General features: G+C 60.3%; 10 protein-coding genes. 4 read left to right on the forward strand and 6 right to left on the reverse strand.

Annotated features, from left to right (window positions below; translation table 11 throughout):
- Positions 1–95: 95 nt before the first annotated feature.
- The 5 genes from AC1RL4_RS07650 to AC1RL4_RS07670 all read right to left on the reverse strand — a co-directional run bounded on the left by AC1RL4_RS07650 (position 96) and on the right by AC1RL4_RS07670 (position 9,137).
- Positions 96–1,259 carry a zinc-binding metallopeptidase family protein gene (locus AC1RL4_RS07650; RefSeq protein WP_230174160.1) on the reverse strand — a complete coding sequence of 388 codons (1,164 nt, stop codon included), beginning with the start codon at positions 1,257–1,259 and terminating at the stop codon, positions 96–98.
- Positions 1,260–1,413: 154 nt separating this feature from the next.
- A complete protein-coding gene (gene ligA, locus AC1RL4_RS07655) occupies positions 1,414–3,771 on the reverse strand; it encodes an NAD-dependent DNA ligase LigA (RefSeq protein WP_019579887.1) in 2,358 nt (785 codons plus the stop codon).
- Positions 3,772–3,876: 105 nt separating this feature from the next.
- The gene (gene zipA / locus AC1RL4_RS07660; protein WP_230174176.1) at positions 3,877–4,728 is read right to left on the reverse strand and encodes a cell division protein ZipA; all 852 of its coding nucleotides are present in this window, start codon (positions 4,726–4,728) and stop codon (positions 3,877–3,879) included.
- A 258-nt stretch (positions 4,729–4,986) separates the two neighbouring features.
- Positions 4,987–8,475 carry a chromosome segregation protein SMC gene (gene smc / locus AC1RL4_RS07665; RefSeq protein WP_230174178.1) on the reverse strand — a complete coding sequence of 1,163 codons (3,489 nt, stop codon included), beginning with the start codon at positions 8,473–8,475 and terminating at the stop codon, positions 4,987–4,989.
- A gap of 2 nt (positions 8,476–8,477) precedes the next feature.
- On the reverse strand, positions 8,478–9,137 hold the full coding sequence (locus AC1RL4_RS07670; RefSeq protein ID WP_018925281.1) for a GntR family transcriptional regulator: 660 nt from the start codon (positions 9,135–9,137) through the stop codon (positions 8,478–8,480).
- Between the two features lie 266 nt (positions 9,138–9,403).
- On the opposite strand from AC1RL4_RS07670, the gene xdhA reads away from it, so the two are divergent.
- The 4 genes from xdhA to guaD all read left to right on the forward strand — a co-directional run bounded on the left by xdhA (position 9,404) and on the right by guaD (position 15,579).
- A complete protein-coding gene (gene xdhA, locus AC1RL4_RS07675) occupies positions 9,404–10,858 on the forward strand; it encodes a xanthine dehydrogenase small subunit (protein ID WP_461771618.1) in 1,455 nt (484 codons plus the stop codon).
- Positions 10,851–13,247: a xanthine dehydrogenase molybdopterin binding subunit gene (gene xdhB / locus AC1RL4_RS07680; RefSeq protein ID WP_230174182.1), complete on the forward strand. Its 2,397-nt coding sequence runs from the start codon at positions 10,851–10,853 to the stop codon at positions 13,245–13,247. The genes xdhA and xdhB overlap by 8 nt, the downstream gene beginning before the upstream one ends.
- Positions 13,248–13,371: 124 nt before the next feature.
- Positions 13,372–14,217, forward strand: a complete 846-nt coding sequence (gene xdhC, locus AC1RL4_RS07685; protein ID WP_230174184.1) for a xanthine dehydrogenase accessory protein XdhC — start codon at positions 13,372–13,374, stop codon at positions 14,215–14,217.
- 63 nt (positions 14,218–14,280) lie between these two features.
- Positions 14,281–15,579, forward strand: a complete 1,299-nt coding sequence (gene guaD, locus AC1RL4_RS07690; protein ID WP_230174234.1) for a guanine deaminase — start codon at positions 14,281–14,283, stop codon at positions 15,577–15,579.
- A gap of 90 nt (positions 15,580–15,669) precedes the next feature.
- Here the strand turns inward: guaD and AC1RL4_RS07695 are convergent, their stop codons facing one another.
- Positions 15,670–16,434 carry a GntR family transcriptional regulator gene (locus AC1RL4_RS07695; protein ID WP_007941070.1) on the reverse strand — a complete coding sequence of 255 codons (765 nt, stop codon included), beginning with the start codon at positions 16,432–16,434 and terminating at the stop codon, positions 15,670–15,672.
- Positions 16,435–16,701 lie beyond the last annotated feature (267 nt).

Genomic DNA, 16,701 nt, shown 5'->3' on the forward strand with positions numbered 1-16,701 from the left:
AGTTACAACCGTTCGGGCGGATTAAAAAACATGAGCTGCTTCAAGGACATGCGCCGGCCTTCAAAAGATCGCGACCAGGCCGCGATCCTTTGATCCTATTGCACCAACACTTCATCCGCCCGGCCACCCTCTTGCTGGATCACCAGGTGAATGAAGTGCAGCCTGGCGATCACCGCCGGCGGCAAGACGAACGGATAGAAATCCGGCTGCCCCATGCTGCGTGACAGCTCGTTGAGCATGCCGGCCAGTTCGATCCACGCATTGACGAACGACAGGAACGCCGGACCGCCGGGGTGCTGCGGATCGAACAGCGTGCTGGGCGGAAACGGCTGATAGTCGAAATCCATTTCCTGGGCACTCATGCCAAAACCCAGGGCGGTGTCCACCGCATCCATCATGTGCAGGTAGTGAGCCCAAGTTTCCGCCCAGTCTTCCCAAGGGTGCATGGTGGCGTAGGCGCTGACGTAATGTTGCTGCCAGTCGAGCGGCGCACCTTGTTGATAATGCTGTTCAAGAGCCTCAGCGTAGCTGGCACGCTCGTCGCCGAACAGGCCGCGGAACGGTTCCAGCCAGGCACTGTTGGCGATCAGCCGGTCCCAGTAGTAATGCCCTGTCTCGTGCCGAAAGTGACCGAGCAGCGTGCGATAGGGTTCGTGCATCTGCACGCGAACCTGCTCGCGGTGGGCGTCGTCGGCTTCTTTGATATCGAGCGTGATCAGGCCGTTGGCGTGCCCGGTGGTCGGCGGCTTGCCTTCGAGGTCGATACCGATGAAATCGAAGGCCAGACCAGCCCCTTCGTCCACCGTTTTGGGAATGACCTGCAAGCCCAGGCTGAGCAACTGCGCCACCAGGCGACGCTTGGCGGTTTCCACTTTGCGCCAGCGCTCGTGATTCTCGGAAATCGACAGGTCGGGGATGGTGCGATTCAGGCTACAGGCGATGCACAACCCATCGTGATGATTGGCCGGCAATAACCAGTTGCACGCAGCCGGGGAATCGAGATTGGCGCAACGGCGGAAAATACCGGCGTCAGGGTCGGCGTCGAGCAACCAGGTATCCGCTTGCGGGCCGGGTTGCAGCGATGACAAGCGACTTTGCTGCGGCTGATAGCCCAGCGCCGCCGAACAGGCCAGGCACTGGCTGTTGCGAAAGAACAGCGACTGCCCGCAGCGACAATGCCAGACCTTGCTGTTGCGCAAATGCTCACCCATGAAGGGCGCGGCGATGCGCGAGCTGAGCTGTTCGAAGAAGCGGTACATGGCGATCTCTCTTTGGGGACTGCCAAGACTAGATCATTGCTCAGACATGATCGTTCCCACGCTCTGCGTGGGAATGCCGCCCCGGACGCTCCGCGTCCGCTGTGACGCAGAGCGTCACGGGATGCGTTACCACGCAGAGAGTGGGAACGATCAGTTAAACCGAAATATTGTGCCTGCCAAGAAACTCGACAAACGCCTCCTCATCCAGCACCTTCAACCCCAGCTCATTAGCCTTGGCCAGCTTCGAACCTGCGCCCGGTCCGGCGACCACGCAATGGGTCTTGGCCGATACCGAACCGGCCACCTTGGCCCCGAGGCTTTCAAGTTTGTCCTTGGCGACATCGCGACTCATCAGTTCCAGCGAACCGGTCAGCACCCAGGTCTGTCCGGCCAGCGGCAATCCTTCGACGACTTTTTTCTCGCTCTGCCAATGCATGCCGAAATCGCGCAGCTGCTTTTCGGCGGCCTCGGCGAGCTGACGATTTTGCGGCACTGCAAAGAACTCCCGAACCGAAGTCGCCTGCTTCTCCGGTAGCGCCTGGCGCATGTCCAGCCAATCCGCATTCATTACCGCTTCTAGCGAGCCGAATTTGTCGGCAAGCTTCTGCGCCCCGCCCGGTCCGACCGAAGGAATGTTCAGCTTATCGAGAAAACCGCCAAGCGTGGTGCTCGCCGCAAACTCGGCACCCAACTCCCCCTGATCCTGAATCTGCAGGCCGTGCTTCAACAGATTGGCAATCACCTGTCGGTTATGCGCATCTTCAAAGAAGCTGTGAATCTCGTGAGCTACTTCCAGCCCGACATCCGGCAGATACGTAAGCACTTGCGGCAACGCCTGCTGAACACGCTCCAGCGAGCCGAGAGACCGCGCAAGCACCTTGGCCGTCTCTTCGCCGACATCAGGGATACCCAAGGCATAGATGAACCGCGCCAGGCTCGGCTGCTTGCTGTCTTCGATGGCGCCGAGCAGGTTCTTGCTCGACAGCTCGGCAAAGCCTTCAAGGTCGACGATTTGTTCGAAGGTCAATGCGTACAAATCGGCTGGCGAATTCACCAGACCTTCATCCACCAGTTGCTCGACGCTCTTCTCGCCCAGCCCTTCGATGTCCATGGCGCGACGCGAAACGAAGTGAATGATCGCCTGCTTGAGTTGCGCACCACAGGCCAGACGGCCGACGCAGCGATACACCGCGCCTTCGCTGACAGTCTCGCGCCCCTTGCTGCGCTTGACCAGCTGCGTACGCTCGACATGCGAACCGCAGACCGGGCACTGCTCGGGAATCTGTACCGGTCGCGCATCCTCAGGACGACGCTCGATGACCACTTGCACCACTTGCGGAATAACGTCACCGGCGCGACGGATGATCACGGTGTCGCCGATCATCAACCCCAACCGCGCGACCTCATCCATGTTGTGCAACGTCGCATTGGCCACGGTAACGCCGGCGACCTTGACCGGTTTCAAGCGTGCTACCGGCGTCACGGCACCGGTGCGACCGACCTGAAACTCCACATCGAGCAACTCGGTGAGTTCTTCCATCGCCGGGAATTTATGCGCGATAGCCCAACGCGGTTCGCGAGCACGAAAACCCAACTCGCGCTGGGAGGCAATGCTGTTGACCTTGAACACCACGCCGTCGATTTCATAGGGCAGCGCATTGCGGCGTTCGCCGATGTCGCGGTAGTAATCCAGGCACTCATCGATGCCACGAGCCGATTTCAATTCATGACTGATCGGCATACCCCAGGCTTTGAGTTGCTGCAGATTGCCAATGTGCGTGTCGGCGATATCGGCGGAAACCTGGCCGATGCCGTAGCAGCAGAATTCCAGCGGTCGGTTGGCGGTGATCTTTGAATCCAGCTGCCGCAAGCTACCTGCCGCCGCGTTCCGCGGGTTGGCGAAGGTCTTGCCGCCGACTTCCAGTTGCGTGGCGTTGAGCCGCTCGAAACCGGCCTTGGACATGAACACTTCGCCGCGCACTTCCAGGGTCGCCGGCCAGCCGCTGCCGTGCAGCTTGAGCGGGATATTGCGCACGGTGCGCACGTTGACGCTGATGTCTTCGCCGGTGGTGCCATCGCCGCGAGTAGCGCCGCGCACCAGCATACCGTCCTGATACAGCAGACTGACCGCCAGGCCATCGAGCTTGGGTTCGCAGCTGTACTCCACCGCTGCGCCGCCACCGAACAGGTCGCCGACCGGCAAGTCCAGACCTTCCGTCACCCGGCGATCGAATTCGCGCATGTCGGTTTCTTCGAAGGCGTTGCCAAGGCTGAGCATCGGCACTTCATGACGCACCTGAGTGAACGCCGACAGCGCCGCACTGCCGACGCGCTGGGTCGGCGAGTCGCTGGTGATCAGTTCGGGATGGGCCGCTTCGAGCGCCTTGAGTTCATGGAACAAGCGATCGTATTCGGCGTCCGGAATGCTCGGCTCATCCAGCACATGGTAGCGATAGTTGTGCTGATCGAGCTCGGCGCGCAGCTCTAGAATGCGGGTTTCGGCGGCAGTCATGGGTGTTCTCTCATAAAGCAAAAGAGCAGCCGAGGCTGCTCAATCTGTTGATGCTGTACAAATCATTGCAGGAGCCAGCGGTACGGCAAACCTGGCTCCTACAGATCAACGCTTCTGGGTCAATGCGCGACGTTCGAATTCGACGATGCGCTGACGGTAGTGCTCAATCGTCTGGGCGGTCAGCACGCTGCGCTGGTCGTCCTTCAGTTCGCCGTTCAGCTCCTGGGACAGCTTGCGTGCCGCCGCCACCATCACGTCGAAGGCTTGCTTCGGATGACGCGGGCCTGGCAGGCCGAGGAAGAAGCTCACCGCCGGGGTGCTGAAGTGGTCGATATCATCCAGATCGAAAACGCCCGGTTTGACCGCGTTGGCCATCGAGAACAGCACTTCACCGTTACCGGCCATGCTTTCGTGGCGGTGGAAAATATCCATCTCGCCGAAACGCAGACCGCTTTCCAGAATGTTCTGCAACAGCGCCGGGCCCTTGAAGCCGGCCGGGTCGCGGCAGATCACACTGATCACCAGCACTTCTTCGGCTTGTGGCTGATCTTTTTCAGGTGAGCTGGCGGACTTGGTGTCATCCGGGAAATCGTTGTCACGGCTGCTGAAGCTCGGGCCGCCGTCCAGGTCCAGGCTGAGGTTCATATCGCCTTGCGACGGCTCGCCATGGCCACGCTTGCCACGCTTGGAACCCGATTCGCGCGGTTCACGGGCAGGCATGCTCACCGACGGCAAGTCGTGCTCGTCCAGCTGCGGTTCTTTCTGGGTGTCCAGCACGCGAGGCGGGCCCAACAGCTCGGCGCTGGTGTCCTCGTCCGGCAGGTTGGACAGACTTCGGTCAAGACGGAATTTCAGTTTTCCCTTGCCGCCGCGCATGCGACGCCAGCCATCGAAAAGAATACCGGCAATGACAATAATGCCGATGACGATCAGCCACTCGCGCAGACCGATTTCCATGTAATCCCGTGCCTCTATAAAAAATGCTGAAAAATAAGGGGTTTACATTGTGTAAACCGCTTTAAAACGTGGCGCCAACTCTATGTTCTGACAGGCGTTTTGCCCACGTATACGAAAAATTGACATTAAACTAGCACGACCAAAGATAACTTTACACCGTCTGTCACATTGGCTGGCGCGAATATGTCGATTAGCCATCAAATCAAGGCAGGTAAAAAAGCCCTACAGCTCAAAATTACTTGCCCTACACCCAATGACTCAGGCGTCCACCATGGCCATCGCCTCCTCCACATCCACTGCCACCAGACGCGAGCAACCCGGTTCGTGCATCGTCACCCCCATCAATTGATCGGCCATTTCCATGGCGATCTTGTTGTGGGTGATATAGATGAACTGCACCGTCTGCGACATCTCTTTGACCAGCCGTGCGTAGCGTCCAACGTTAGCGTCATCCAATGGCGCGTCAACTTCATCGAGCATGCAGAACGGCGCCGGATTCAACTTGAAGATGGCAAATACCAGGGCCAATGCGGTCAGGGCTTTTTCGCCACCGGAGAGCAAATGGATGGTGCTGTTCTTCTTTCCTGGCGGCCGCGCCATGATCGTCACCCCTGTATCGAGTAGATCTTCGCCCGTCAGTTCCAAATAGGCGCTGCCTCCACCGAAAACTTTTGGGAAAAGGGCCTGTAAACCGCCATTGATCTGATCAAAGGTATCTTTGAAGCGGTTCCGGGTTTCCTTGTCGATCTTGCGAATCACGTTCTCGAGAGTGTCCAGTGCTTCCACCAGATCGTCGTTCTGAGCATCCAGATAACGTTTACGCTCGGATTGTTGCTGGTATTCGTCGATGGCCGCGAGGTTGATCGCGCCGAGGCGCTGAATCCGTGCGGCAATACGCTCGAGCTCTTCTTCGGCGTCTTTCTCGCTGGCACCGGTCACCAGTGTGGCGAGCACGCCATTGAGGTCGTAGCCATCTTCGAGCAATTGATCCTGCAAGGTCTTGCGCCGCACCGTCAACGCTTGCCATTCCATGCGTTGCTGTTCGAGCTGGCTGCGAATCAACTGGGATTGCTGCTCGGCCTGAGTCCGACGCTTTTCCGCATCGCGCAGTTCACGGTCGGCGTCTTCCATGGCGATTTGCGCGGTCTTGAGCTCTTCGTCGACGGTCATGCGTTTGTCGAGCAACTCTTCGAGTTTCAGCCGCAGCTCTTCCAGAGGTGCCTCGCCCTCTTCCAGATTGAGGCTCAGCTGTTCGCGCTTCTCGGTCAGGCGCTCTGCCTGCATTTCCAGCCGCTCAAGAGCCTGACGGGTGGAATCGTGTTGCGCCTTCAGGGACCCCAGGCGCACCGCCAATTGATGCGCATGGTCCTTGTGCTGCCGGGCTTCCTGGCGCACCCGGTCGAGGCGTTCGCGCAGGCTGTCGCGCTGGGCCAGCAGCAACTCGCGCTGCTCGGTATCCACCGCCATGCTGTCGAGGGCTTCCTGCAACTGCAGGCGCGCTTCGCCGATGTTTTCGTGTTCCAGGGCGCGCTGTTCGCTGAGCTCGGTGAGTTCTTCATCGAGACGGCTACGGCGCAGGGTCAATTGTTCGACCTTGGCTTTACCGGCCGACAACTGGGCTTTCAATTCGCCCTGCTGACGCGCTTCGTCTTGCAGCAGACGGCGCAAATGTTCGCGGCCGTTTTCCTGCTGACGCTGTTGCGCCCTTAGATTCTGAAGTTGGGTTTCCAGAGTTTCAACCGTGGCTTCGCGCTCTTCGCGCTCAAGCCCCAGCCGCTGGATTTCCTGGCCACGGGCGAGCACGCCACTTTCCGCTTCACTGGCCCGACGCACGCGTAAAAAGTGCCTGCCAACCCAGTAACCGTCGCGGCTGATCAGGCTTTGGCCGGCGGCCAATTGCCCGCGCAAGGCCAAGGCCTGCTCAAGACTGTCGACCGGCTTGACCTGCCCCAGCCATGGCGACAGATCGATCTGCGCCTCGACCTTGTCGAGCAAACTGCCGGGCATGCGCACGCCATCGCTGGCCGGGCTGAGCAGGCGCAAATCGCCTTGGGCAAACCCGGCCAGATCGAAATCACCGAAGTCATCCACCAATACCGCTTGCAGGTCGGCGCCGAGCACGGTTTCCACCGCCAGCTCCCAACCCGCTTCAACTTTCAGGCCTTCGGCCAAACGCGGACGATCCGCCAGATGCTGTTCGCGCAGCCATTCGGCGGTGCCGGTGCCCGGATCGAGCGCGGCTTGCTGCAAGGCTTCCAACGATGCCAACCGACCGTTGAGCCGCTGCAAATCACCTTGGGCTTGCTGCTGCGCCGACAGCGCTTGCTGCAACTCCTGACGCAGTTGCTCAAGACGTTCGACTTGCGCCTCTTCACTGGCCTGCAAGTCTTCCAGCGTCGCCTCGGACGCGGCCAACTGCTCGCTGAGTTCCATGATCGCCGCGTCTTCCGGGTCCGCCGAAAGCAGCGCGCGCTCTTCGGCCAGACGCTTCTGGCGATCGGCCAATCGCTCCATGCTGGTTTCCAGCTGCTGGATCCGCGACTGCTGAACTTCAGCCTGGCGACGGGGCTCGGCGGCGGTGAGGTTGAAGGTGTCCCACTGCTCCTGCCAGCCATGCATGGTGGTTTCGGATTCTTCCAGTGCGGCGGCGGCCTCTTCGGCGGCGGCGCTGGTAACTTCCTGCTCCGGCGTGAGCATGTCCAGCTCTTCGCCCAAGGTCAGCAGCAAAGTGCGGTCATGGCCCAAGTGCGATTCGGTTTCCAGACGCGCGCGCTCGGCTTCTTTCAGATCGTCCTGCAATTGACGCAAGCGCTGCTGGCCGTGCTGGATGCTCTGCTCGACCCGGGCGATGTCGCCGCCGACCGAATAGAAGCGCCCCTGCACCAGATTGAAGCGCTCGGACAGATCGTGATGCCCGTCACGCAGGCGTTCGATGGCCGCGTCGGCGTTGCGCTGCTCGGCCACCAGGGCTTCAAAGGTGATTTCCTGGGTGCCGATGATCGCTTCGCGCTGGCCGACCTGCTCGTTCAGCGCCTGCCAGCGCAAGGCAGACAGCTGGGCCTTGAGCTGACGCTCTTCGCCTTTGTATTCCTGATACTTCTTGGCGGCCTCGGCCTGGCGGTGCAAGCGTTCAAGCTGACGCTCGAGCTCTTCGCGCAGGTCGGTCAGGCGGGCCAGGTTTTCGTGGGTGCGGCGGATGCGGTTTTCGGTTTCGCGCCGGCGCTCCTTGTACTTGGAGATGCCCGCCGCTTCTTCGATAAAGTTGCGCAGGTCTTCCGGCTTGGCTTCGATCAGCTTGGAGATCATCCCCTGCTCGATGATCGAATAGCTGCGCGGGCCGAGACCGGTGCCGAGGAAAATGTCAGTGATGTCACGACGACGGCATTTGGCGCCGTTGAGGAAATAACTGTTCTGGCTGTCGCGGGTCACTTTGCGGCGGATGGAAATTTCCGCGTAGGCGGCGTATTCGCCGATCAAGGTGCCATCGGAGTTATCGAACACCAGCTCGATGCTCGCCTGGCTCACCGGTTTACGGCTGGTGGAGCCGTTGAAGATGACGTCGGTCATCGACTCGCCGCGCAAGTTCTTGGCCGAGCTCTCGCCCATCACCCAACGCACGGCGTCGATGATGTTCGACTTGCCACAACCATTGGGCCCGACCACCGCCGCCATGTTACTGGGGAAGTTCACCGTGGTCGGGTCGACGAAGGATTTGAACCCCGCCAGTTTGATGCACTTGAGCCGCACGCTTAAGCGACCGTCAAGGCAGAAACCACCAGATCGCAACTGCGCTGGGCATACGCCGTCAGCACCACGCGGATCTGCGCAAAGTCACGGGCCAGCACGGCGGCCAGCAGGCGTTCGAACAGTTCAAGGAACTCGCTCATCGAGGCCTTGCGCTGCTCCAGGGCAAGGAAATACGCACGGCTCATGGCCGGCTGCAGATTCTCGACGGTTTCCTGCAGGTACGGGTTGTTGGCGAACGGATACGCGGCGCGCATCACGCTGAAGCTGTCGTCGACGAACGTGCGGATGTCCTGGCGTTCGTAGCTGTCGGTCAGGCGCTGCTGGATCTGCAGGAACGGCGCCATGTCGGCCTGGACTTGCCAGCCGCTAGCCACGGCGTTGCCGAGCAAGATGTACAACTCGCTCATCAGCGTGCACAGGCTCTGCACCTTGTGCGCCGTGAGTTCGGTCACATGGGCGCCACGTCGCGGCAAAATCGCGATCAGGTGGCGGCGCTCGAGAATCAGCAAGGCCTCACGGACTGAACCGCGGCTGACATTGAGCGCCAGCGTGACCTTCTGTTCCTGAATGCGCTCCCCCGGCTTCATTTCGCCGCGAATGATACGTTCGGCGAGGTGGTGAGCGATTTGCTCGGCGAGGCTGTCCGGCGCCTTGAACGTCATGGTTGTCCTTCAAACTCTTCGATCTGCACAAGCGGCGCAGTGTAGCGCAATTGATGGGTCATGGCGGAGTGCCCACCCAGCGGTTTTTGGCACGATTCAAGCAAAAAGCAGGCTATCCCGTGAGGGTCAATAATGAAGGAACGAGTCGTTGATCGACAAAATGCCATTTCCTGACCTTTAAGTCAGAAAATCATTGACCGAAAAGTCAGACCTGATAAATTCGGCTCATGTCGGTTAACAACAATAATGAGTTTGCGAGGCCATCCGTGATCCAGTTTTTATTAAACCAGGAACTCCGTAGCGAGCACGCCCTGGACCCGAACCTGACCGTGCTCAATTACTTGCGCGAACATGTGGGCAAACCCGGCACCAAAGAAGGCTGCGCCAGCGGTGACTGTGGCGCCTGCACCGTGGTGGTCGGCGAGTTGCAGACGGATGACGATGGCCGCGAACACATTCGCTATCGCAGCCTCAACTCCTGCCTGACCTTTGTTTCGTCGCTGCACGGCAAGCAACTGATCAGCGTCGAAGACCTCAAGCACAAGGGCGAGTTGCACAGCGTGCAAAAAGCCATGGTTGAGTGCCACGGCTCGCAGTGCGGCTTCTGCACCCCTGGCTTCGTCATGTCGCTGTTCGCACTGCAAAAGAACAGCGATCAACCGGACGCCCACAAGGCCCATGAAGCCCTGGCCGGCAACCTCTGCCGCTGCACCGGCTATCGGCCGATCCTGGCCGCTGCCGAGCAATCCTGCTGCGGCAAACAACCCGACCAGTTCGATGCTCGCGAAGCGGACACCATCGCTCGCCTGAAAGCCATCGCCCCCACCGACATCGGTGAACTCAACAGTGGCGACAAACGCTGCCTGGTGCCGTTGACCGTGGCCGATCTGGCCGACCTCTACGACGCTTATCCACAGGCCCGCCTGCTGGCCGGCGGTACCGACCTGGCGCTGGAAGTCACGCAATTCCACCGCACCTTGCCGGTGATGATCTACGTCGGCAACGTCGCCGAAATGAAGCGCATCGAGCGCTTCGACGATCGCCTGGAAATCGGCGCCGCCACCGCCCTCTCCGACTGTTACGACGCTTTGAAAGCCGAGTACCCGGACTTCGGCGAATTGCTGCAGCGCTTCGCTTCGTTGCAGATTCGCAACCAGGGCACCCTCGGCGGCAACATCGGCAACGCCTCGCCGATCGGTGACTCGCCACCGCTGCTGATCGCCCTTGGCGCGCAGATCGTGCTGTGCAAAGGCGAGACTCGCCGCACCCTGGCCTTGGAAGATTACTTCATCGATTACCGGGTCACCGCGCGCCAGGAAAGCGAGTTCATCGAGAAGATCATCGTGCCCCGCGCCAGCGCTGAACAACTGTTCCGCGCCTACAAGGTATCGAAGCGTCTGGACGATGACATTTCCGCGGTCTGCGCAGCCTTCAACCTCCGCATCGACAATGGCGTAGTCGCCGACGCCCGCGTTGCTTTCGGCGGCATGGCGGCCATCCCCAAACGCGCGAAAAACTGCGAAGCCGCGCTGGTTGGCGCACCGTTCAACAACGCCACCATTGAACGCGCCTGCGCCGCACTGGCCGAAGATTTCACACCGCTCTCGGACTTCCGCGCCAGCAAGGAATACCGCCTGCTCAGCGCGCAGAACCTCCTGCGCAAATACTTCATCGAACTGCAAACACCGCACATCGAGACTCGGGTGACCGCTTATGTCTAATCATCACGCTGTAGAGAAGACCCAAGCCGAACTGGCTGAATTGTTCGCCAAGGACCTGACCACCGGAGTCGGCCGCAGCGTCAAGCACGACAGCGCCGCCAAGCATGTGTCCGGTGAAGCACAGTACATCGACGATCGGCTGGAATTCCCCAATCAGCTGCACGTTTATGCACGGCTGTCGGACCGCGCCCACGCGAAAATCATCAGCATCGACACCAAGCCCTGCTACGCATTCGAAGGCGTGCGCATCGCCATCACCCACGAAGACGTGCCAGGCCTGAAAGACATCGGCCCGCTGCTGCCGGGGGATCCGCTGCTGGCCATCGATGACGTGCAGTTCGTCGGTCAACCGGTGCTCGCCGTCGCCGCGAAAGACCTGGAAACCGCGCGCAAAGCCGCGATGGCAGCGATCATCGTATACGAAGACCTCGAACCGGTTCTGGACGTGGTCGAAGCCCTGCGCAAACGCCATTTCGTGCTCGACAGCCACACCCACCAGCGTGGCGATTCGGCCAATGCCTTGGCCACTGCCGAGCATCGCATCCAGGGCACGCTGCACATCGGCGGCCAGGAACACTTTTATCTGGAAACCCAGATCTCTTCGGTGATGCCGACTGAAGACGGCGGGATGATCGTTTACTGCTCGACCCAGAACCCCACCGAAGTGCAGAAACTGGTGGCGGAAGTGCTGGACGTGTCGATGAACAAGATCGTCGTCGACATGCGCCGCATGGGCGGTGGTTTCGGCGGCAAGGAAACCCAGGCGGCAAGCCCGGCGTGCCTGTGCGCGGTGATCGCGCACCTGACCGGTCAACCCACCAAAATGCGCCTGCCGCGTGTTGAAGACATGCTGATGACCGGTAAGCGTCACCCGTTCTACGTCGAGTACGACGTGGGCTTCGACAGTACCGGCCGCCTGCACGGCATCGCCCTGGAGCTGGCCGGTAACTGCGGTTGCTCACCGGACTTGTCGGCGTCGATTGTCGACCGCGCGATGTTCCACGCCGACAACTCGTACTACTTGGGCGATGCGACCATCAATGGTCACCGCTGCAAGACCAATACCGCGTCGAACACCGCTTACCGTGGCTTCGGTGGCCCGCAAGGCATGGTTGCGATCGAAGAAGTGATGGACGCCATCGCCCGTTATCTGGGCCTCGATCCGCTGGCGGTGCGCAAGACCAACTACTACGGCAAGACTGAGCGCAACGTCACCCATTACTACCAGACCGTCGAGCACAACATGCTCGAGGAAATGACCGCCGAACTGGAAGCCAGCAGCCAGTACGCCGAGCGCCGCGAAGCGATCCGTCGCTACAATGCCAACAGCCCGGTCCTGAAAAAAGGCCTGGCGCTGACCCCGGTCAAATTCGGCATTTCCTTCACCGCCAGTTTCCTCAACCAGGCGGGTGCGTTGGTGCATGTCTACACCGACGGCAGCATCCACCTGAACCACGGCGGCACCGAAATGGGCCAGGGGTTGAACACCAAAGTTGCGCAAGTGGTGGCTGAAGTATTCCAGGTGGAAATGGACCGGGTGCAGATCACCGCGACCAACACCGACAAAGTGCCGAACACCTCGCCAACCGCCGCTTCCAGCGGCGCCGACCTCAACGGTAAAGCTGCACAGAACGCCGCGGAAATCATCAAGAAACGCCTGGTGGAATTTGCTGCGCGGCAATACAAGGTCAGCGAAGAAGACGTGGAATTCCACAACGGGCATGTGCGGGTTCGCGATCACATCCTGACGTTCGAAGCGCTGATCCAGCAGGCGTATTTCGCCCAGGTATCGCTGTCGAGCACTGGCTTCTATAAGACCCCGAAAATCTACTACGACCGCAGCCAGGCTCGCGGCCGGCCGTTCTACTACTACGCCTTCGGCGCGGCCTGCGCCGAGGTGATCGTCGACACCCTGACGGGCGAGTACAAGATGCTGCGCACCGACATCCTCCACGACGTCGGCGCCTCGTTGAACCCGGCCATCGACATCGGTCAGGTCGAGGGCGGTTTCATCCAGGGCATGGGCTGGCTGACCATGGAAGAACTGGTGTGGAACGACAAAGGCAAACTGATGACCAACGGCCCGGCCAGCTACAAGATCCCGGCCGTGGCGGACATGCCGTTGGACCTGCGGGTGAAGCTGGTGGAAAACCGCAAGAACCCGGAAGACACGGTGTTCCATTCCAAGGCTGTGGGTGAGCCGCCGTTCATGCTTGGCATCGCCGTCTGGTGCGCGATCAAGGACGCCGTGGCGAGTTTGGGCAACTACCGGCATCAACCGAAAATCGACGCGCCGGCGACGCCGGAGCGGGTGTTGTGGGGCTGTGAGCAGATGCGTCAGTTGAAGGCGGTGAAGGCCGTCGAAACTGAGTCGGAAGTAGTGGTTTGATGGTTCCCACGCTCTGCGTGGGAATGCAGCCCGCGACGCTCTGCGTCGCATTGTGAACAGCGGACGCGGAGCGTCCAGAGATGCATTCCCACGCCGAGCGTGGGAACGATCTTGAGAGGTGAACATGTACAACTGGATCGACGCCCTCGCCGACCTGCAAAACCGGGGTGAACCCTGTGTGTTGGTGACCATCATCGAAGAGCTCGGCTCAACGCCGCGCAATGCCGGCTCGAAGATGGTCATCAGCGCCACGCAAACATTCGACACGATTGGTGGCGGGCATCTGGAATACAAGGCCATGCAGGTCGGCCGCGAGATGCTTGCCAGCGGCCGGCAGGACACCCATCTGGAGCGCTTCAGCCTCGGCGCCAGCCTGGGCCAGTGCTGCGGCGGCGTGACCGTGTTGTTGTTCGAGCCGATGGGCCAGGTGCAAGCGCAGATTGCTGTATTCGGCGCCGGCCACGTCGGTCGGGCGCTGGTGCCGCTGCTCGCCAGCCTGCCCTGCCGGGTGCGCTGGATCGATTCGCGGGAAGCCGAATTCCCCGAACAGATCCCCCATGGCGTGCGCAAAATCGTCACCGAAGAACCGCTGGATGAAGTCGATGACCTGCCCGCTGGCAGCTACTGCATTGTCATGACTCACAACCACCAGCTCGACCTCGAACTCACCGCCGCGATCCTCAAGCGCAATGACTTCGCCTACTTCGGCCTGATCGGTTCGAAGACCAAACGGGTGAAGTTCGAACACCGCCTGCGTGATCGTGGTTTCGACAGCGCCGTGCTGCAACGCATGCGCTGCCCAATGGGGCTGGGCGAAGTCAAAGGCAAGTTGCCTGTGGAAATCGCCATCTCCATCGCCGGCGAAATCATCGCCACTTACAACGCGAATTTTGGCCAGCACACCGCCAGCGCCGGATCATCGATCGCCAAACTGCTGCCTGCTTCACGCCGCAGCCAAGCTTCTAACTGAAGAGCTTCGAACTGAAAAGCCTCGAACTGAAAAGCTCCGAACTAATTGAGAACACCCATGCCAATGACTCGCAAAGCCTACCGCGCCGCCATTTTGCACAGCATCGCCGACCCTGCCGAAGTGGGTATCGAAGCCTCGTATGAGTATTTCGAAGACGGCCTGCTGGTGGTCGAGAACGGCCAGATCAACGCCATCGGCCACGCCAGCGAATTGCTGCCAGCGCTGCCGGCCGACATCGAGATCACCCATTATCAGGACGCACTGATCACCCCCGGCTTCATCGATACCCACATTCACCTGCCGCAAACCGGCATGGTCGGCGCCTACGGTGAGCAACTGCTGGACTGGCTGAACACCTACACCTTTCCGTGCGAAAGCCAGTTCGCCGACAAGACTCACGCTGACGAAGTGGCGGATATTTTCATCAAGGAACTGCTGCGCAACGGCACCACCACCGCCCTGGTCTTCGGCAGCGTGCACCCGCAATCGGTGAACTCGTTTTTCGAGGCTGCCGAGCAACTGGATCTGCGGATGATCGCCGGCAAGGTGATGATGGATCGCAACGCGCCGGACTACCTGACCGACACCGCCGAGTCGAGCTATGTCGAAAGCAAGGCGCTGATCGAGCGCTGGCATGGCAAGGGCCGCCTGCATTACGCAGTCACGCCGCGCTTCGCCCCGACCAGCACCCCGGAACAGCTTGCACTGGCGGGGCAGTTGCTCAGCGAACACCCGGATCTGTACATGCAGACCCACATCAGCGAAAACCTCAAGGAAGTCGAGTGGGTCAAGGAACTGTTCCCGGAGCGCAAGGGCTACCTGGACGTCTACGATCACTACCAACTGCTCGGCGAGCGCTCGGTGTTCGCCCACGGCGTGCATCTGTGCGACGACGAATGCGCGCGCCTGGCACAGACCGGATCGGCGATTGCGTTCTGCCCGACCTCGAACTTCTTCCTTGGCAGCGGCTTGTTCAACCTGCCGATGGCCGAGAAGCACAAACTGAATGTCGGCCTGGGCACGGACGTCGGTGGCGGCACCAGTTTCTCGCTGCTGCAAACCCTGAACGAAGCCTACAAGGTTATGCAGCTGCAAGGTGCGCGGCTGAGCCCGTTCAAGTCGCTGTACCTCGCCACCCTCGGCGGCGCCCGCGCGCTGCGGCTGGAAGACAAGATCGGCACCCTGCAACCGGGCACCGACGCGGACTTCCTGGTGCTGGACTACAACGCCACGCCGCTGCTGAGCTATCGCATAAAGCAGGCGAACAACATTGCCGAGACGTTGTTTGTGTTGATGACGCTGGGGGATGATCGGACTGTGCTGCAGACGTATGCGGCGGGGAGTCTGGTGCATCAGCGCTAAAGTCTTTCAGGCATAAAAAATCCCCCGCATTCATTGATTGCGGGGGATTTTTTTGTCGCCTGTCAGACCGCTATCGCGACTCGGCCCGATTTATAGCTTGGCAGTCGAACGCCCCGGTTTCTTGGTCTGCAACAGATGCGAGAACACCGCATGCAAATCATCCGACGCGCTTTCTTCGTCGAGGTTGAGTTTGCTGTCGATGTGGTCCATGTGATGCATCATCAAGTCCACCGCCAGCGTCGCGTCCCGCGCTTCGATGGCGTCGATCAGCTGGGTGTGTTCATCGTAGGAACAGTGGGAACGGTTGCCGCTCTCATACTGGGCGATGATCAGCGATGTCTGGGACACCAGGCTGCGCTGGAAGCTGATCAGCGGCGCGTTCTTCGCCGCTTCGGCCAGTTTCAAGTGGAACTCGCCCGACAGACGAATACCGGCACCGCGATCGCCGCGGGAGAAGCTGTCGCGCTCGTCGTTGACCATCTGCCGCAAGTCGGCAATCTGCTCGGCAGTGGCGTGCTGCACCGCCAACTCAGTGATCGCCCGCTCCACCAGCCGCCGCGCCATGAACACCTGACGTGCCTCTTCGACACTCGGACTGGCAACGACAGCGCCGCGATTCGGACGCAGCAACACCACGCCTTCATGGGCCAGACGCGACAGCGCGCGGCGAATGATGGTGCGACTGACCCCGAAAATTTCCCCCAGCGCTTCTTCGCTCAACTTGGTGCCGGGCGCCAGACGCTGTTCGAGGATGGCCTCGAAGATATGCGCGTAGACAATATCGTCCTGGGTACCGCTGCGGCCGGCTTTGCCTGCTCGCGGTTGTTTCTTGAGGGGTTGCAACTGTTCGTTCATGGGCACTCGAGTCGGGAGAACTGCGGCGAATTGACCGTGACTGTAATACGGCACAGTGGGTCGCTGGCAAGTATCGCGTAAAAAACACTGCAATTGTACACAATGGCGGGTGGCAACACGACTGTACGGCTGTTTGTCGCCTTTGCTGTATTGCAACGACCGGTTACGTTTCAGTTTAGGCTTGAACGCAGAATTCGCAGCCTGAACACAATCCCTACAGGAGCAAGGCTTGCCCGCGAAGGCGTCGTGTCAGTCGATATCAATGTT

The sequence above is a fragment of the Pseudomonas sp. GW822-FHT07A10 genome, assembly GCF_058798795.1.